General features: G+C 71.6%; 15 protein-coding genes. 5 read left to right on the top strand and 10 right to left on the bottom strand.

Going from position 1 to position 17,229, the window contains the following annotated elements; all coding sequences use genetic code 11:
* The 5 genes from AB0B68_RS00880 to AB0B68_RS00860 form a co-directional block, all read right to left on the bottom strand.
* Positions 1-1,410: a class II fumarate hydratase gene (locus AB0B68_RS00880; RefSeq protein WP_357193844.1), complete on the bottom strand. Its 1,410-nt coding sequence runs from the start codon at positions 1,408-1,410 to the stop codon at positions 1-3.
* Positions 1,411-1,445: 35 nt separating this feature from the next.
* On the bottom strand, positions 1,446-4,427 hold the full coding sequence (locus tag AB0B68_RS00875) for a BTAD domain-containing putative transcriptional regulator (protein ID WP_357257220.1): 2,982 nt from the start codon (positions 4,425-4,427) through the stop codon (positions 1,446-1,448).
* 258 nt (positions 4,428-4,685) lie between these two features.
* Positions 4,686-6,353 carry a fumarate hydratase gene (locus AB0B68_RS00870; RefSeq protein WP_357193838.1) on the bottom strand — a complete coding sequence of 556 codons (1,668 nt, stop codon included), beginning with the start codon at positions 6,351-6,353 and terminating at the stop codon, positions 4,686-4,688.
* 125 nt (positions 6,354-6,478) lie between these two features.
* Positions 6,479-7,891, bottom strand: a complete 1,413-nt coding sequence (locus AB0B68_RS00865; protein WP_357194061.1) for a PQQ-binding-like beta-propeller repeat protein — start codon at positions 7,889-7,891, stop codon at positions 6,479-6,481.
* A gap of 105 nt (positions 7,892-7,996) precedes the next feature.
* Complete coding sequence (locus AB0B68_RS00860; RefSeq protein ID WP_355005914.1) at positions 7,997-8,500, bottom strand: Lrp/AsnC family transcriptional regulator; 504 nt, start codon at positions 8,498-8,500, stop codon at positions 7,997-7,999.
* A gap of 139 nt (positions 8,501-8,639) precedes the next feature.
* Between AB0B68_RS00860 and hppD the strand changes: the two genes are divergently transcribed.
* The 3 genes from hppD (at position 8,640) to hisC (ending at position 12,133) form a co-directional block, all read left to right on the top strand.
* Positions 8,640-9,845 carry a 4-hydroxyphenylpyruvate dioxygenase gene (gene hppD, locus AB0B68_RS00855; protein ID WP_357193834.1) on the top strand — a complete coding sequence of 402 codons (1,206 nt, stop codon included), beginning with the start codon at positions 8,640-8,642 and terminating at the stop codon, positions 9,843-9,845.
* Positions 9,846-10,040: 195 nt separating this feature from the next.
* On the top strand, positions 10,041-11,033 hold the full coding sequence (locus AB0B68_RS00850; protein WP_357257217.1) for an RDD family protein: 993 nt from the start codon (positions 10,041-10,043) through the stop codon (positions 11,031-11,033).
* Positions 11,030-12,133: a histidinol-phosphate transaminase gene (hisC, locus tag AB0B68_RS00845; protein WP_355005917.1), complete on the top strand. Its 1,104-nt coding sequence runs from the start codon at positions 11,030-11,032 to the stop codon at positions 12,131-12,133. The genes AB0B68_RS00850 and hisC overlap by 4 nt, the downstream gene beginning before the upstream one ends.
* A gap of 90 nt (positions 12,134-12,223) precedes the next feature.
* Here the strand turns inward: hisC and AB0B68_RS00840 are convergent, their stop codons facing one another.
* On the bottom strand, positions 12,224-12,679 hold the full coding sequence (locus AB0B68_RS00840; protein ID WP_357257214.1) for a hypothetical protein: 456 nt from the start codon (positions 12,677-12,679) through the stop codon (positions 12,224-12,226).
* A gap of 173 nt (positions 12,680-12,852) precedes the next feature.
* Here AB0B68_RS00840 and AB0B68_RS00835 point away from each other — a divergent pair, with 173 nt between their 5' ends.
* Positions 12,853-13,407, top strand: coding sequence for a hypothetical protein (locus AB0B68_RS00835; RefSeq protein ID WP_357193825.1), 555 nt, complete (start codon positions 12,853-12,855; stop codon positions 13,405-13,407).
* Positions 13,408-13,534: 127 nt separating this feature from the next.
* Positions 13,535-14,464, top strand: a complete 930-nt coding sequence (locus AB0B68_RS00830) for a hypothetical protein (RefSeq protein ID WP_357193822.1) — start codon at positions 13,535-13,537, stop codon at positions 14,462-14,464.
* Between the two features lie 41 nt (positions 14,465-14,505).
* On the opposite strand, the gene AB0B68_RS00825 is transcribed toward AB0B68_RS00830, so the two are convergent.
* From AB0B68_RS00825 to AB0B68_RS00810, 4 genes are all read right to left on the bottom strand, one after another.
* Positions 14,506-14,868 carry an LPXTG cell wall anchor domain-containing protein gene (locus AB0B68_RS00825; protein WP_357231898.1) on the bottom strand — a complete coding sequence of 121 codons (363 nt, stop codon included), beginning with the start codon at positions 14,866-14,868 and terminating at the stop codon, positions 14,506-14,508.
* 101 nt (positions 14,869-14,969) lie between these two features.
* Positions 14,970-16,226: a PQQ-binding-like beta-propeller repeat protein gene (locus AB0B68_RS00820; RefSeq protein WP_357193817.1), complete on the bottom strand. Its 1,257-nt coding sequence runs from the start codon at positions 16,224-16,226 to the stop codon at positions 14,970-14,972.
* An 81-nt stretch (positions 16,227-16,307) separates the two neighbouring features.
* Positions 16,308-16,790: an SRPBCC family protein gene (locus AB0B68_RS00815; RefSeq protein WP_357193814.1), complete on the bottom strand. Its 483-nt coding sequence runs from the start codon at positions 16,788-16,790 to the stop codon at positions 16,308-16,310.
* Positions 16,791-16,934: 144 nt separating this feature from the next.
* Entirely contained in the window at positions 16,935-17,144 is a 210-nt protein-coding gene (locus AB0B68_RS00810) for a DUF397 domain-containing protein (protein ID WP_130405275.1), read from the bottom strand.
* Positions 17,145-17,229: the final 85 nt, after the last annotated feature.

Raw genomic sequence — 17,229 nt, 5'->3', positions numbered from 1 at the left:
TCAGGGGTGGGTCATCCGGAGCAGGTCCAACGTCTCGTCCAGTTGGGTCTCGGTGAGCTTGCCGGAGTCGACGTGGCCCCGGGAGATGACCACCTCGCGGATCGATGCCTGCTTGGCCAACGCCTCCTTGGCGATCGACGCGGCTTCGTCGTACCCCAGGTAGCGGTTGAGTGGGGTGACGATCGACGGTGAGCCCTCGGCGTACGCCAGACAGACCTCGGCGTCCGCGACCAGGCCGACCACCAGCCGGTCAGCGAAGAGCCGGCTCACCGCGGAGAGCAGCCGGATCGACTCCAGCAGGTTGCGGCCCATCACCGGGAGCATCACGTTCAGCTCGAAGTCGCCCTGTGAGCCGGCGAAGCCGACCGTCGCGTCGTTGCCGACGACTTGGGCGCAGACCTGCCGCATCGCCTCGGCGACGACCGGGTTGACCTTGCCCGGCATGATCGACGAGCCGGGCTGGAGGTCCGGGATGCGTAGCTCGCGCAGACCGGCGCGGGGACCGGAGCCCATCCAGCGGATGTCGTTGGCGATCTTGTAGAGGCCGATCGCCACGGTCCGCAGCTGCCCCGAGGTTTCCACAAGCGCGTCTCGCGCGCCCTGCGCCTCGAAGTGGTTACGCGCCTCGCTCAGCGGCAGCCCGGTCGACTCGCGCAGCTTGTCGATCACGGCGGCGGCGAAGCCGAGCGGGGTGTTGATCCCGGTTCCGACGGCGGTGCCACCCAGGGGCAGCTCGGCGAGTCGGGGCAAGGAGCCCTCCAACCGTTCGATGCCGTAGCGGACCTGAGCTGCGTACCCGCCGAACTCCTGGCCGAGTGTGACCGGGGTGGCGTCCATCAGGTGGGTACGCCCGGCCTTGACCACCGTCTCGAACTCGGCGGCCTTCGCCTCCAACGCCGACGCGAGGTGGGCCAGCGACGGCAGCAGATCCTCGACGATGAACTGGGTGGCCGCCAGGTGGATCGAGGACGGGAAGACGTCGTTGCTCGACTGGGAGGCGTTGACGTGGTCGTTCGGGTGCACCGGTGAGCCCAGCTCCCGGGTGGCCAGTGTCGCGATCACCTCGTTGGTGTTCATGTTCGACGAGGTCCCCGAGCCGGTCTGGAACACGTCCACCGGGAACTGGTCGTCGTAACCACCGTCGGCCACGTGCGCGGCGGCGGCGGCGATCGCGGCGGCCACGTTGGCGTCGATCACGCCCAACTCGCCGTTGACCTGGGCCGCCGCGCCCTTGATCTGCGCGAGCGCCTTGATCTGGGCCGGTTCGATGCCCCGGCCGGAGATCGGGAAATTCTGCACCGCGCGTTGGGTCTGTGCCCGCCACAGCGCCTCGGCGGGCACCTCCACCTCGCCCATCGAGTCGCGTTCGATGCGGTAACCGGTCGCCTCTGGAGTCGTCACGCGTACCATCCTGCCGCGCCCGTGGCCGACTCGCAGATGATCCGTCAGCCCAACTCGGCCAGCAGCCGTTCCACCTCGTGCTGCTCCGGCGACTCGATCTGGCGGAACAGGGACAGCGCCCGGAGCCAGTGCGACCGGGCCGCCGCCGGGTCGGTCTCCCGCAAGCAGCGGGCGATACCGTCCAGCGCACCGGCCTGTTCGTGCCGGGCGTCCATCCGGATGGCATCGGCGAGCACCCGCCGGTGCAGGTCCAGCGCGCTGGCCACGTCCCCCTGGTCGAGGAGAGCGCGGGCCAGCAGGTTTCGCGACATGCTGGCGGCAATGCGGTCCCCGGACTTCGTCACCGCAGCGAGCGCCTCGCGGTGCAGCGTCGCGGCGGCCTCCGGCCGGCCCATGATCCGCTCGATGGTGCCCAGCTCGTTGAGGACCTCGCCCTCGCCGAAGCGGTTGCCCTGCCGGCGCTTGAACGTCAACGCGAGCCGCAGGAACCGGCGCGCTCCCGAATAGTCGCCGAGCCGGGCCCGCACCGCCCCAAGGTGACCGAGGGCGTTGCACAGGCTGTTCATGTCGCCGATCTCGCGGGCCAGGCGCAACTGCCGCCGCGAGGCCAGCCGGGCCTCCGCGTAGCGACCCGATGCCAGCAGCAGAAACGCCTGATTGTTGAGCATCGCGATGACCTCCGCCGGCTGGTCACCGCCGGAGACAAGCGACAGTGCCACGGCGGAGTGGGTCATGGCGGGAGCTAGCTGCCAGTTCGCGCCGTACGCGACGGCCAGATTCCGGCGGACCGTCGCCTCACCACGCCGGTCGCCGAGCCGTTGACGCAGTCGGAGCGCGACCTCCATCAGCTCAATGGCCTCCGGGTACCGCCCGAGCCGGAAGTAGCCCGAGGAGAGGTAGTTGCGCACTGTGGCGATGGCTCCCGCGTCGCCGAGCTGCTCGGCGGCGCCCAGCGCGACGGTGTGGGTGTCCACCAGCTCGTCCAGGTGGCCGTGCCTGAACAGATAGAACCAGGCTGTGCGGGCCAGCTGCCAGCAGCGTTCCAGGTGCCCCTCGTCGGCGGCCATCCGCACCAGCGCCGGAAGCGCCGCGCGGTTGGCGTCGAACCAGGCGGCACCATCCGAGACGGACGCCCGCACCAGATCGGCTCGGGGAGGTTCCGGCAGCACCAGGGCGGATCGGCTGGCCACCGGCTCCATTCGACTGGAGATGGCGTGGGCCACGTGCAGGTAGTGATCAAGGAGTCGGACGGTGGCGGCCGTCCGGCTCGCTGCGGTCTCGCTGGTCCCCAGCAACTGCCGGGCGTACTCGCGCATCAGGTCGTGGAAGCGGAAACGGCCGGCCTCGGGCTCGTCGACGAGGTGCGCGTCGACGAGACTGTCCAGTAGGTCCTGGGCGTCCGGCAGCGGCAGGTCGGCGACCGCCGCCGCCGCCCGATCGTCGAAGAAGCCCCCGGGATGCAGCGCCAACAGCCGGAACATCCGCTGTTGGTCGACGTCGAGCTGTGCGTACGACAGAGCGAAGGCCTGCCCGACGGAGCGTTCGCCGGCCGACAACTCGGTCAGGGTGTCCCGTCCGGTGGCGAGCCGGTCCGCCAGGTCGCGGACCCGCCACCGAGGCCGGTGCGCGAGTCGGGCACCCGCCAGCCGGATGGCCAGCGGCAGGTGCCCGCAGCGGGTGATCACCTCGATGGCCGCCTCCGGCTCGGCGTCGACCCGGTCGGTGCCAACCACCCGTCCGAGCAGTTCCACCGCCTCCTCCGGGTCGAGCACGGCCAGCGACGACGGCTTGCCACCGTCCAGACCGGTGAGCCGGCGGCGGCTTGTGACCAGGGTGAGGCTGTCCCGACCGCTGGGCAGCAGCGGTGCGACCTGAGCGGCGCTCGCGGCGTTGTCGAGCACCACGATCGCCCGGCGTCCGGACATTCTGCTCCGCCACAGGGCGGCACGTTCGTCGGTGTCGGCGGGGATCCGGTCACCCGGAACACCGAGCTGACGAAGCAGCGTGGCAAGGGCGACGGCGGGCGGGATCGGCTCCCGATCGCTGTGTCCGTGCAGGTCGATGAAGAGATGCGCGTCGGGGTAACGGTCCGCGAGCGCGGTGGCGACGTGCACGGCCAGCGTCGTCTTCCCGCTGCCCGCCATGCCGTCGACGAGCTGGATCCGGGCGTCGTCTTCCTCGATCTCCTTCACCAGCCGGGCGAGCGTCTCCTGCCGTCCGATGAAATCGTCGATCGCCCGGGGCAGTGCCCGGACCGGGGTGAAGGTCCGCTCCTCCGAGCCGCCGAGTGCCAGGTCACCGGCGAGTACGCGTTGGTGCAGTTCCTGAAGCTCGGCACCGGGTTCGATACCCAGCTCGTCGGCGTACAACCGCCGGCCCTCACGGTAGACGGCGAGCGCGTCGGCCTGCCGACCGACCGAGGACAGGGCGAGCATCAGTTGGCCACGCAGACGCTCCCGCAGGGGATGCTGGTCGACGGTCTCGGCAAGCTCCTCGATCAGTTCGGCGGCCCGCCCGAGGCGCATCTCGACGTCGACGCACTCCTCCAGGGCGGTGAGGCGCTGCTCGTCGAGCGCCTGTGCGCGGCGGCGGACGCTGCGGCTGGGGATGCCGCCGAGCGCCGGCCCTCGCCAGAGCGCCAGGGCCGCCCGGAACAGCTCACTCGCCTTGTCCTCCCGGCCGGCCGCGACGGCGGTGCGGGCTGCCTCGACCGTACGCCCGAAAACCTCGGCGTCCAGGACACCCGGGGCGGTCCGGACGCCGTACCCGACGGGATCGGTGATGATGGTTTCCGGTGCCAGCCCCAGCTCGGTGAACCGGCGGCGCAACCGCGACACGCAGGTCTGCAACTGGGCCCGGGCGGTGGCTGGGGGATTGTCCTCCCACACGGCGTCCACCAACTCGTCGACCGGCACGAGGCGGCCGGCCCGCAACAGCAGCGTGGCGAGCACGATCCGGTCGCGTCCCGCGGTGACAGTGGACTCGCCACCGCCCACCCGCAGGGGCCCCAGGATCCCGAAACGCATCTACTCCCCCGCTTCACTGTGCAACTTCCAGCAGCGTAGTCCCGGTGTGACAGTTCGCTTCGGTCAGGCGATAGCGATCTGATAGCGGATCAACAGCGGTGCTCAGCACACTCACTGTGGGTTGTCGGTGACGGCATCCGACGGGGGCGGTGCGCCCGTCCCACCCCAGCGGGGCGGGCGTACCGATGTCGGCAGAGCACGGGCGACAGAACGGGCGCCGGGCGAGTTCGCCCGGCGCCCGTTCGCGTACCTGTCGGGTCAGCGGCGGCCGACGGTGAGCACCGGCTTGGTGACCTCGGCGAAGAAGTCGTTGCCCTTGTCATCGACCACGATGAATGCGGGGAAGTCCTCCACCTCGATCTTCCAGACCGCCTCCATGCCCAGCTCCGCGTATTCGAGGACCTCGACGTGCTTGATGCAGTCCTGGGCGAGGCGGGCTGCGGGGCCGCCGATCGAGCCGAGGTAGAAGCCACCGTGCTGCTGGCAGGAGCGGGTCACCTGACCCGACCGGTTGCCCTTGGCCAGCATCACCTGGGAGCCGCCAGCGGCCTGGAACTTCTCCACGTAGGCGTCCATCCGGCCGGCCGTGGTCGGGCCGAACGATCCGGACGCGTACCCCTCGGGGGTCTTCGCCGGGCCGGCGTAGTAGACCGCGTGGTCACGCAGGTACTGCGGCATCGGCTCCCCGGCGTCCAACCGCTCGGCGATCTTGGCGTGGGCGATGTCCCGGGCGACCACGAGCGGCCCGGAGAGCGAGAGGCGCGTCTTCACCGGGTACTTCGACAGCTCTGCGCGGATCTCGTCCATCGGCCGGTTCAGGTCGACCCGGACGACCAGCTCGGCGTCCAGCGCATCGTCGGTGATGTCGGGCAGGAACCGCGCCGGGTCGGTTTCGAGCCGCTCCAGCCACACGCCCGACGGGGTGATCTTGGCGACGGCCTGGCGGTCCGCCGAGCAGGAGACGGCGATCGCCACCGGGCAGGACGCGCCGTGCCGGGGCAACCGGACCACCCGTACGTCGTGGCAGAAGTACCGCCCACCGAACTGCGCGCCGATGCCGAAGTTGCGGGTCAGCTCCAGCACCTCCGCCTCCAGCTCCAGGTCGCGGAAGCCGTGCGCGCTCATCGAGCCGGCGGTCGGCAGCGCGTCGAGATACTTGGCGCTGGCGTACTTCGCGGTCTTCAGCGCGTACTCGGCGGAGGTGCCGCCGATGACGACGGCCAGGTGGTACGGCGGGCAGGCCGCGGTGCCGATCAGCCGCAGCTTCTCCTCCAGGAACTGCATCATCCGCGTCGGATTGAGCAGTGCCTTCGTCTCCTGGTAGAGGTACGACTTGTTGGCCGAGCCACCGCCCTTGGCCATGAACAGGAACTTGTACGCGTCGGGGTGCCCGTCCGGGTCCTCGGCGTACAGGTCCACCTGGGCGGGCAGGTTGCTGCCGGTGTTCCGCTCGTCCCACATGGTCAGCGGGGCGAGCTGGGAGTAGCGCAGATTGAGCTTGGTGTACGCCTGGTAGACGCCCCGGGAAATGGCCTCCGCGTCGGCACCGTCGGTCAGCACGTGCCGACCACGTTTGCCCATCACGATGGCGGTGCCGGTGTCCTGACACATGGGCAGGACACCGCCGGCGGCGATGTTGGCGTTGCGCAGCAGGTCCAGCGCGACGAACCTGTCGTTCGGCGAGGCGGCCGGGTCGTCGATGATCGCCCGGAGCTGCGCCAGGTGCGCGGGGCGCAGGAAGTGCGCGATGTCGTGCATCGCCTCGGCGGTCAGCGCGGTGAGCGCTGCCGGTTCCACAGTGAGGAACCGACGGCCTCCCGGGCCGTGTACGACGTCCACGCCCTCGTCGGTGACCAGGCGATAGTCCGTCTGATCGGGACCGGTCGGCAGCAGAGGGGCGTACGAGAATGCGGCGGCACTGCTCATGAGCGGCAAGCCTAGGGCAGACCGGTCGATCACTCCCACCCGCCGGGCGGGTCCTGGGACGCCGCTCTCATCCACCGGGCGTGCCGGGCCTCACCGCCATCCGGATCATGAGGCGGACGGCCCGCTCAGCCGTCCTTGCCGCCACCCGGGTCGGGGCAGAGTTCCCGCTTCGGCCCGCAGTCGTCGTCGTTGTCCGGCCCGCCGGGGCCGGGGCCGCCCGGCCCGGGATTCCCACCGTCGTTGGGAGGTCGGGCGGGCGAGTTTCCGGACGCGCCGAAGCGGACGTACCCGATCTCCCGCCCCTCGCCGATGATCATGCCCTGTGACCCGACGGCGAGGGCGTTCGCCGAGGTACGCAGAACGGCCAACTCCCGGCCGGTGCGCGGGTCCAGTGCCGCCAGCCGGGACGGCTTCTCGTCGGCCACCACCGCCGCGTACGGGGTGAGCGCGGCCCCGGCCTTGCCGCTGGCCTGCCGCGTCCAGAGCACCTTCTCGGTGCCCAGCTCACGGGCGATGACGGAGCGTTTGTCGGCGGCCCGGAACACCGCCGAACGGTCGTCCACCGCGATCAGCTTGGTGCCCGGCTCACCGACCCAGAGCAGCCGGCCGTCGTACCCGTCGATGACGGTCTCGCGGCCGTCCGGGGCGACACCGATCAGCACGTTGCGCGCACCCTGCGGGTCCTCGCGTTGCACGCAGCCGGCGGAGTCGGCGGTGCGCAGGTTGATGCCGGCTCGCTGCCAGGCCTCCTGCCCGGTCGCCGAGTCCCGGGCGGAGATGGCGAAGTAGCAGGTGCCGTCCTGGGATCGGGCGGAGATGCGCAACAGCCGGCCGCCCACCACGGAGAGCCGTTCCTCCCGGCCGGGCTCGACGTTCTGCAGCACCCGGCCGGTGGCGGTGTCGACCACGTGGACCCGACCGTCGACCGGGAAGCCCAGCAGCGGAGGTGCGGCTTCCGCCCCGGCCACGCCGTCGTCGATCCGGGTGGCGGTGAGCCGGCGGGTGCCGCGCAGACCCGGATTGTCGGCGAGCAGGCCGCTGTGCACCCCGGGCAGGAAGGCCGTCCAGAGCGGCGTCGTGCCACGCGGGTCCCAGGCGCTCAGGGTGCAGTCGGTGGCGTCCGTGCAGCTGGCGTCGAGGAGCAGGTTGCGGTACGTCCAGACGGCCACCGCGTCATCGTCACGCCGACGGGTCACCCCGGTCGTCGGGTCGAGCAGCTCGTACCCCTTGACCAGGAGCTTGCCCACGGCCACGACCGGATCCCGGTCGCCGCCCGCGACCGCCGCCCAGTCCGCCTTGCGCTCCCAGAGCTGGGCACCGGTGGCCAGGCTGCGAGCCTCGACCCGGGTCCGCTGCTCGACCACCACGGCGTCGCCGGCGATGGTCACGCTGCGCGGAGTGCCGCCGACCCGTTGCTGCCAGACCACGTCGGGCTCGGAGATGGGTTCGCTGCGGTCCACCCAGTCCCACAGGCCGGGGAACGGGTTCCACACGCCGGTCGCGGCGAGCGCGACGACCACGGCGAGGCCAAGCAGCAGCCCACCGCGCACGCTCCCCTTCGCCACCCGCACACCGTAGCCACGATCACGGATCTTCCGTACGCCCGCGCCGCCGTGTCGCCGCGCTTTCTGCGCTCGGAGGTGTTACAGCGCCCTTCCGTCCAGCCGAACAGCGCTGCGCACCAGCGGAAGCGTGCGGTAGGGGATCTGCTCGGCCAGCGCGATGATCGTCGAGGCCCGGGTGATGCCGGCGGACGAGACGATCTGGTCGATGACCCGTTGCAGGTCGGTGTTCGACCGGGCCACGATCCGGCAGAGCAGGTCGCTGGAGCCGGTGATGGTGTGCGCCTCCAGCACCTCGGGGATGGCGGCGAGGTGAGCGGTGACCGGGTCGTGACCGTGCCGCTGAGTGATCTCCAGGGTGACGAAGCTGGTCACCCCGAACCCGATCGCGGCCGGCGCGATCTCGGGGCCGAAGCCCTTGATGACCTGCCGCTCGACGAGCTTGTCCAGCCTCGCCTGCACGGTGCCCCGGGCCACCCCGAGCCGCCGGGAGCACTCCAGCACCCCGATCCGCGGCTCCTCGGCGAGCAGTTCGATCAAGCGCACGTCAAGCGCGTCGAGCTGTACATTCTGCTCACCATTCATGAGTGACGACCATACCGAATGCGCAACCTGACCAGCATTTCTGCCAACAGTTGCCCACTCGATGCCGGGCCAGCGATCCTCGCCTCAAGAACCGACCACGGCGGCCCACAAGGCCGGCCGGTACGCGAGGGAGCCCACCATGACCCAGGCGATCGACCGACCCAAGTCGACCGAGGACGTCGACGTCGACCGGCTCGTCGGCGCTGTCGACCACGACATCAGCCACGACCCGTTCCCGGTCCGGGGCCTCGACCACGTGCACTTCCTGGTCGGCAACGCCAAGCAGGCCGCCCACTACTACTCCACCGCCTTCGGCATGACCTGCGTGGCGTACCGCGGCCCCGAGCAGGGCTACCGGGACCACGCCCAGTACGTGCTGACCAGCGGCTCGGCCCGGTTCGTGCTGACCGGCGCGGTGCGCCCGGACGCCGAGGGCGCCGAGCACGTGGCCCGGCACAGCGACGGGATCAGCGACATCGCGCTGGAGGTCCCGAACGTGGACGCCGCGTACGCGCACGCCATCGCGCAGGGCGCCGCCAGCGTCGTCGAGCCGCACGACGTGACCGACGAGCACGGCACCGTCCGGATGGCCGCCATCGCCGCGTACGGCGACACCCGGCACACGCTGGTCGACCGGTCCCGCTACACCGGCCCGTTCCTGCCCGGCTTCGTGGCCCGGGGCCCGATCGTTGACCGGCAGCCGATGATCGACGCCGGCATCCAGCCGAAGCGCTTCTTCCAGGCCGTCGACCACGTCGTCGGCAACGTGGAGCTGGGCCGGATGGACGAGTGGGTCGAGTTCTACAAGCGGGTGATGGGCTTCTCCAACATGGCGGAGTTCGTGGGCGACGACATCGCCACCGACTACTCGGCGCTGATGAGCAAGGTCGTGGCGAACGGCACCCGGAAGGTGAAGTTCCCGCTGAACGAGCCGGCGATCGCCCGCAAGAAGTCCCAGATCGACGAGTACCTGGAGTTCTACCAGGGCCCGGGCGCGCAGCACATCGCCGTCGCCACCAACGACATCCTGGCCAGCGTCGACGCGATGCGCGCTGCCGGCCTGGAGTTCCTGGACACCCCGGACTCGTACTACGACGACCCCGAGCTGCGTGAGCGGATCGGCAAGGTGCGGGTGCCGATCGAGGAGCTGAAGGCCCGCAAGATCCTGGTCGACCGGGACGAGGACGGCTACCTGCTCCAGATCTTCACCAAGCCGGTGCAGGACCGTCCCACTGTCTTCTTCGAGCTGATCGAGCGGCACGGCTCGCTGGGCTTCGGCAAGGGCAACTTCAAGGCGCTCTTCCAGGCGATCGAGCGGGAGCAGGAAGCCCGCGGCAACCTGTAACACTTGCGAGCGTGACGCAACCTCCGTCGTACCCGACGCCGCCGGCCGGTGGGCCCCGACCCACCGCCGGCGGCTTCGCGCCGCAGCCCGGACCAGACCCCCAGGGGTACGCCCCGCAGTACCGCCATGCCGAGTTCCAGGGAACAGCCGTCGTTAAGGTGTCCCAGTGAGCGAGCGAAGCGGAGCGGTGACGGCGTGAGTGTGCAACCCGGCTGGTACGTCGACCCCGCCGACACCGAGACCCGGCGTTACTGGGACGGCGAGGGTTGGCTCGGTGCGCCCATTCCCATCGACGCGACTCCGCCGGACGGTCCGCCGCCGGCCGAGCCGCCGCCCGCGCCGGTCACCCCGGCCGCGCCAGCGGCGTCGACGACCCCCGAGTCGGCGACCGGCGCGCCGGGCTGGTCGCCCCAGCAGGGCCCACCCCCTGGGTACGGCCCGCAACCGGGGCACGGCCCGGGCTGGGGACCACAGGCCGGCCCTCCCAGCTGGGGCCCGCAGGGCGGTCCGTCGGGCTGGGCACCACCGGGTGCCCCTCCCGGCTGGGCGCCCCCGGCCGGTCACCCCGGCTGGCCCGGACGTCCGCCGGAGCCGCGACCGCACGGCTTCAGGTTGGCCGGCTACGGCCGTAGGTTGGTCGCCCGGCTGATCGACTTCGGTCTCGTCCTCGCACTGAACGTGGTCGTCAACGGCTGGTTCGTCTGGCGCTGGGCGCAGGAGTGGGCACCGTACTGGCAGGAGGTCTTCCGGCGCGCGTCGCGCGGCGACACCTCCGCCGACGGCCTTCCGCTCCCCAGTGAGCAGGCGAATTCTCTGCTGGTGGCGATCCTGCTGATCGCCACCGCGCTCTGGCTGGCGTACGAGGTGCCGACGATGGCCTCCGGCGGGCAGACAGTCGGCAAGCGGGTGATGCGGATCCGGGCGGTGCCGATGGCCGCCGACCAGCCGCTGGGCGTCCGCCGGGCGCTGAGCCGCTGGAGCACGATGGGCCTGCCGACACTGCTCTGGTACTGCGCCGGGCTCGGCCTGGTGCTGCAACTGGTCGACGCGCTCTCCCCCCTCTTCGACCACCCCCTGCGCCAGGCGCTGCACGACAAGCGCGCACAGACGGTGGTCGTCGAAGTCCCCCAACACACCGACACCGCCCCCTCGAACGACCGTAACCAGCCCCCGGGAGACACCCCATGACCGACTCCGGACGTCACCAGCCGGCGCTGCGGCTGACCCGCGTCGACCTGGACGCGCTGCCCAGCTACGTGCCGGGGCGCAGCCCCGCCGACCTGGCCCGCGAGTTGGGCCTGCCGGAGGCCATCAAGCTGGCCAGCAACGAGGTGCCTTACGGCCCGCTGCCCGGCGTCGTGGAGGCGGTCACCGAGGCCATCACCACCTCGCACCGCTACCCGGACATGGGCGTGGTCGCGCTGCGCGACGCGCTGGCCCAGCGGTACGGGGTGGACGCCGACCGGATCGCCACCGGCTGCGGTTCGGTGGCGCTGGCCGAGCACCTGGTGCGTGCCACCTGCCTGCCCGGCGACGAGGTGCTCTACTCGTGGCGGTCCTTCGAGGCGTACCCGATCATCGTGGCGACCAGCGGCGCGACCAGCGTGCGGGTGCCCAACGACGCCGGGCACGGGCACGACCTGGCGGCGATGGCGGCGGCGGTGACCGACCGGACCCGAGTGATCTTCGTCTGCAACCCGAACAACCCCACCGGTACGGCGGTACGCCGCGCCGAACTGGACCGGTTCCTCGACGCGGTGCCGGACGACGTGCTGGTGGTCATCGACGAGGCGTACCGGGAGTTCGTCACCGACGCGGAGGTGCCGGACGGTCTCGACTACCTGGACCGGCCGAACGTGGCGGTGCTGCGCACGCTGTCGAAGGCGTGGGGGCTCGCCGGGCTGCGGATGGGGTGGCTCGTTGCCCAGCCGGTGGTGGCCGCCGCCATCCGCAAGGTGGCGACCCCGTTCTCCAGCAGCACGGCAGCTCAGGCCGGGGCGCTCGCCGCGCTGACCCAGGTGGCGGAGATGGAGCGCCGCTGCGCCCTGGTCGTCGCCGATCGGGACCGGGTCACCGAGGCGCTGCGCAAGTTCGTGCCCGAGGTGCCGACGAGCCAGGCCAACTTCGTCTGGCTGCCGCTGGGCGAGCGGGCCGTGGCGTTCGGCAAGGCGTGCGAGGCGCGCGGGGTGATCGTGCGGCCGTTCGCCGGGGACGGGGTCCGGGTCACCATCGGCACCCCGGCCGAGAACGACGCGTTCCTGGCTGCGGCCGAGGCCGCGCTGGCCTGACCGTCGCCGGCGGTAGCGCACCGACTCACAGGCAGGGAACGAGCGGCGGGCGGGCGGGCGGAGCACAACTGCTCCGCCCGCCGACGCCCCCTAGGGCGCTCCGTCGATGACCGCCAGTCGCCACTGCGCCTCACCCTCGACTCCGACGGCAAGGTCGGTCGAGACGCCCTTGTCGACGAAGACCTGCGACAGGTTGGGCACCCCGTCGCAGGGATATCGCAGCGGAGCCGCGGTCTTCACGTCCAGTGCGATCCGGCCTCCTCCGGAGCAGACGAAATACACGGTGGAGCTGGCCCCGCTGGGAACGACATCTGCGATGGTTGCTTCCTTCTGCTCCACCAGCGGGCCGGCCAGCAGCACCCGGCCGGGCGGAAACCATCCCGTGGGCGCCTCAGTGGTGGGCGAAGGCCGACTCGGCCCGGTGAGTGCGGGCGGGTTGGTCGGCGCCGCCGATCGTCTCGCCGTGTCACCGGTGCAGCCGCTGACCATCAGCAGGGGGACGACCGTGCCGATGGCCAGGCATACGGCGGAACGACTAGCGCGCATCTCGCGTCTCCAATCCAGGCCCGACGAGCTTGCTGAACCTCACCTCGGTCGTCAAGCTGCGAGAAGTAAGCGCCGTTTGTCCAACTTTGCGTTGTTTCTGCCCTATCTTCCGAAGTAGCCGGCCGTGCCGAGGAGTCACGCCCGCTCACTTCGAGAAAACGGGGTAACGAACAGTGCGTACTGCCAAGATCTGTCTGGCCTGGGCGGCCGCAGCGGCGATGGTGGGCTTCCTCGCCGCGCCGGCCGCCGCCGCGCCCACCGACACCACCGACACCACCTTCGAGGTGCTCGCCGGCACCCTCGACATCGTCGCGCCGGCCACCGCCGACCTCGGCGACGGTGCCCCCGGTGGCGTCATCACCGGCCAGCTCGGCGTCGTGACGGTCACCGACTCGCGAGGTGCCGCCGACGCCTCCTGGGTCGCCTCGGTGACCGCGAGCGTCTTCCAGACCGGCGGCGGCTCACCGCCCGAGACGGTCCTCCCCGAGGAGATCGACTACTGGTCCGGCCCGGCAACGGCCACCACCGGCACGGGCACCTTCACGCCGGGGCAGGCCGCCGCCGGCGACGCCCAGCCGCTGTCCAGCGTCACCCCGCTCACCGCGTTCACCCACAGTGGCGGCACCGGGGGCAACACCGCCAGCTGGAACCCCACCCTGGACGTCAACGTCCCGCTGGACAGCATCGCGGGCGTCTACACCGGCACGGTGACACATTCGGTGGCATAGCCGCCGGGGGCGGTCGACCATCGCTGTCGCCCTCGCCCTGTTCTGCCTCGCCGGTCCGGGTCTGTCGACCCGGGCCGGCGCGGTCGAACCGGAAGCGGGATCCGACGACGGCACCATCGGGATCCGGTTGTGGGAAGCCCCGACCGAACGCCGCAGCGACCCCCGGGCGCTGCGCTACATCGTCGACCACCTACCGCCGGGCACCACAATCAGGCGGCAACTGCTGATCGTCAATCGCACCGACCAGACCCGTCGGGTCGACGTGTATCCGGCGGCCGCGACCCTGGAGGATGCGGCGTTCCGCTTCGGCGATGGTCGCGCCGAGAACGAGCTGACCTCCTGGGTCACCCTCGACGAGCGCTCAGTCGAGCTGGAACCGTGGGGAGAGACCCGGGTCCGAGCGACAATCACCGTGCCGCCGACCGCCTCGCAGGGCGAGCGGTACGGGGTGGTCTGGGCATCCACCGCCTCAGCCCCGCGGGCCGGTGGCGAGATCACGCAGGTCCACCGGGTCGGAGTCCGGATGTACCTCGACATCGGACCCGGTGGCGAACCCGCCTCCGACTTCTCGATCGGCGAGGTACGCCCGGCCCGCAGCCCCGAGGGCGAACCGTCGCTGACCGTCCAGGTCAGCAACACCGGAGGCCGTGCCATCGACCTGACCGGCGCGGTCATCCTGAGCGACGGTCCGGCCGGCAGTCGGGCCGGCCCGTTTCCGGTCGGGCAGGGCGTCACGCTGGCGCCGGGCGCCTCCGGGCAGGTCATCGCCCGACTCCCGAACACGTTGCCGAACGGTCCCTGGAAGGCGGAGGTGAACCTGGAGAGCGGCCTGGTGAAGCGGAGCATCGCCGCGCAGGTCACGTTCCCCGACGCTGGTCAGGTCGGGAAACGGGGCAATGTCGTCTCCCGGATGTTTTCCGGGTGGACCGTGGTGGCGACAGCAGTGGGGCTGCTGCTGGTCGTCGGCCTCGCCATGCTGGCCCGCCGGTCCCGCCAGTCCGGTCGACCTCGGCTTCGCACCAGCCGCCCGAGGGAGCACACCCCGGCCGGCCGTTGATCGCGAACGGGCCAGCCCGACCACCGTCTCCGACCGGCCGGTCAGCTCAGCCTGTTGCGGCGGGCGGCGAACCAACCGGCGACGATCAGAGCCGCGCCCAGGACGGCGAGGAGCAGCGCCGACCCGCCCGACCCGGTGACCGGCAACTCACCGCCGTGACTCGGCGTGGGCTGGGGCGGTGCCGTCGGTGTGGACGTGGGCGGCGGCTGAGTCGGAGGCGGTGTCGGCGACGCCGGCAGGATCTCGAAGGTGACGCCCGTGTCCGCCGACGGCTCGGCCCGGACGACGCCGAACCCCTGCGCCGAGGCGGGGCCGGCGGCCAGCACCGGCGACACCGCCAACGCCAGGCTCGCGGTGGCGGCGAGTGCCCCGCCCACGAGGTAGTTGGCTGCTGTCCTGGCCATGCGCCGACCCCTTCCACCGGGAACCTGAACCGTGAAAAACGTACCCTTTCATGACAAAGGGAATGGAATGGTTCGGTGTTCCGAGCCGGAAGACGCCACGATCAGGTGGCGGCCAGGATCACCGTCTCGCCGGTGTAGAAGTAGCGCCGGTCATCGCCGGTGGGGTCGACCGGCCTTCGGAGCCGCTCGATCGCGACGAAGCCGTCCTCGGCAGTCACCGCCCCCGGCGCCCAGCCGGTCCCGTCCGACCCAACATTGAGCGCGAATCGGGACAACTGCCTACCGGTCACCGGATCCAGCGTCACCAGATCGTTCGCCTCGGTCAGCAGGTGCACCCGGCCAGGCTGCCCCGCCAGCACCCGAGCCCCGTCCAGGCCCGCGGAGCGCCACAGCTCGGTGCCCGTACGCGCCGATCGACCCACAACGACCCCGTCGAGCACGGCGACGGACTGCTCACCGACCAGCGCGACGCCGGCCGGATCCAGCGCGGGAGCGGCGACCGGCGAACCCGCAGTCAACAACCAGCCCTGGCCGCCCTCGTCACCCGGCCCGGCGGTCCGCAACCCCAGACAGTCCGAGCCGCCGGTACGACAGCCGAGTGGCGTCACCACAAACCCGTCCGGGCCGCCCGGCGGTCGCCAACGCTCCCGCACCTCGCCCGTGGCAGCCTCCCTGAACTCGACAGTGGCCGCCCCGGCGCAGGTGTCAAGACCGATCAGCAGCCCGGTGGCGCTGGTGCCGACATCGCTGCGGCACCTGCCGGGCAACTCGACCCGCCACAGCTCCCTACCGCCGCTCAGCTCGACCCCACGCGCCTGGGCATCCCCGGTCACCACCAGCACGATCCGCCCGTCGGGAAGGTCGGTGAGCTGGAGCCCGGGCGCATCCCAGACGGTCGCCGCCCAGGTACGACGTACCGGCGCCGTGCTCTCGACAGGCTCCGGGCCGTCGGCTCGCCAGAGCACCCCGCCGGTCCGGGCGTCGAGTGCGACGAGCTGCCCGTCGGACCAACGGCTGACCACGGTACGACCGCTGGCGACCACCCCGGTCAGCTCCGCCGGCCACCGCCGGTACGACCAGAACGGGCTGGTCCGGTACCGGCCGTCGACCGGCCGGTCGGCGTAGACCTGACGGTGTGCGGCGTACACCCGCAGTCTCCCGTCGACGATCAACGGGGCGACCGGCAACCGACCGATCACTCCGGCGGCCGGTTGGGCCGGGGCCGGATAGTCGGCCCGCGCCACGGTGCTCACCTCTGCCGGTGCGAGGACCCGGTGGACGATGACCGCGACGGCTGCCGTCGCGAGCAGCGCCGCGACCGCGATCGCGAGCCGTCGCCGGCCTCTCGGGAACCTCATGCCGCACCTCCGCCCGGCACCCTACCCAGCGGAGAGGGCCGGACCCCGTTCAGGTCACGGCGAAGGCTGACCGCCCGGCGCTCAGGCGGCTTCGACGGAGCCGGCGGCACCGGCCGCGACGGCGAGGTCGGCGAGATCACGCCAGAGCGCCGCCTCGACCGCCCGCGCGGCCAGCCCGCCGAGCAGCAGCGCCACCACCCGACCGTACGGAGCGGTCGGCACCGCCTCGTGGGTCACTGTGACCGCTGTGCAACCCCGACGGCGGCGGCGGACCGGCCGCAGGCTCCAGGTGATGCGGTAGTCGGCGCCGGTGCCGGAGGAGCAGAGCACCAGTCGCTGCGGTGCGAGCGCCTCGACCACCAGGAACTCCTCGGTCAGCGTGGCGCCGCCCGGCTGGACCCGTTCCTCGCGCCAGGAGGTGCCCGGCCCGAACGAACCCGGGGTGAGCACCTTGATCGGGCCGGCTGCGGTCAGCCGGGCCGCGCGGCCGGGCAGGTCGGTCAGCAGACGCCAGACGTCGACAGCGTGCGCCTCGATGATCCCGGTAATCGCCACCGTCGACATGCCACCCTCCCGTGTCCCCGACGGTACGCGGAGTGAGGGCCGGACGGGGCCCCCGGAGCGGAATTTCCAACCCCCGGGGGCCACGCTGTCCGATTGGGCGGTCGCTTCGGCACCGGTCGTCGTCGACCGGCGCCGAAGCGCCGGTCAGCGCTCGAAGCGACCGGCCCGAATCGCGCCGATGAACGCTGTCCACCCCGGCGGGCTGACCGCGAGTGTGGGACCGGTCTGGTCCTTGGAGTCGCGGACCCCGACCAGACCATGGACATCGACCAGGTTGTCCGCCACTTCCACGCAGAGCCCCTGGTCGTTTGAACGGCTACTGGTACGCCAGACCGCGCCCGCAAGATCGTGCATCGTCGTTACCTCCGTGTGCGTCGGGATTGCCCCACCGCTGTGGACGGGCATTGGGCCCGGCCCGTGTGGGACCACTTGATCCGCG

This window comes from Micromonospora sp. NPDC049049, assembly GCF_040649115.1.
Classification (GTDB): Bacteria; Actinomycetota; Actinomycetes; order Mycobacteriales; family Micromonosporaceae; genus Micromonospora.
The sequence above is the reverse complement of the archived record's forward strand: the minus strand, read 5'-3'. Positions and strand labels throughout refer to the sequence as shown.

Coding starts and splice junctions, on each gene's coding strand:
- AB0B68_RS00880 (WP_357193844.1), bottom strand. CDS start 1,410: ATGGTACGCGTGACGACTCCAGAGGCGACCGGTTACCGCATCGAACGC.
- AB0B68_RS00875 (WP_357257220.1), bottom strand. CDS start 4,427: ATGCGTTTCGGGATCCTGGGGCCCCTGCGGGTGGGCGGTGGCGAGTCC.
- AB0B68_RS00870 (WP_357193838.1), bottom strand. CDS start 6,353: ATGAGCAGTGCCGCCGCATTCTCGTACGCCCCTCTGCTGCCGACCGGT.
- AB0B68_RS00860 (WP_355005914.1), bottom strand. CDS start 8,500: ATGAATGGTGAGCAGAATGTACAGCTCGACGCGCTTGACGTGCGCTTG.
- hppD (WP_357193834.1), top strand. CDS start 8,640: ATGACCCAGGCGATCGACCGACCCAAGTCGACCGAGGACGTCGACGTC.
- hisC (WP_355005917.1), top strand. CDS start 11,030: ATGACCGACTCCGGACGTCACCAGCCGGCGCTGCGGCTGACCCGCGTC.
- AB0B68_RS00840 (WP_357257214.1), bottom strand. CDS start 12,679: ATGCGCGCTAGTCGTTCCGCCGTATGCCTGGCCATCGGCACGGTCGTC.
- AB0B68_RS00825 (WP_357231898.1), bottom strand. CDS start 14,868: ATGGCCAGGACAGCAGCCAACTACCTCGTGGGCGGGGCACTCGCCGCC.
- AB0B68_RS00820 (WP_357193817.1), bottom strand. CDS start 16,226: ATGAGGTTCCCGAGAGGCCGGCGACGGCTCGCGATCGCGGTCGCGGCG.
- AB0B68_RS00815 (WP_357193814.1), bottom strand. CDS start 16,790: ATGTCGACGGTGGCGATTACCGGGATCATCGAGGCGCACGCTGTCGAC.
- AB0B68_RS00810 (WP_130405275.1), bottom strand. CDS start 17,144: ATGCACGATCTTGCGGGCGCGGTCTGGCGTACCAGTAGCCGTTCAAAC.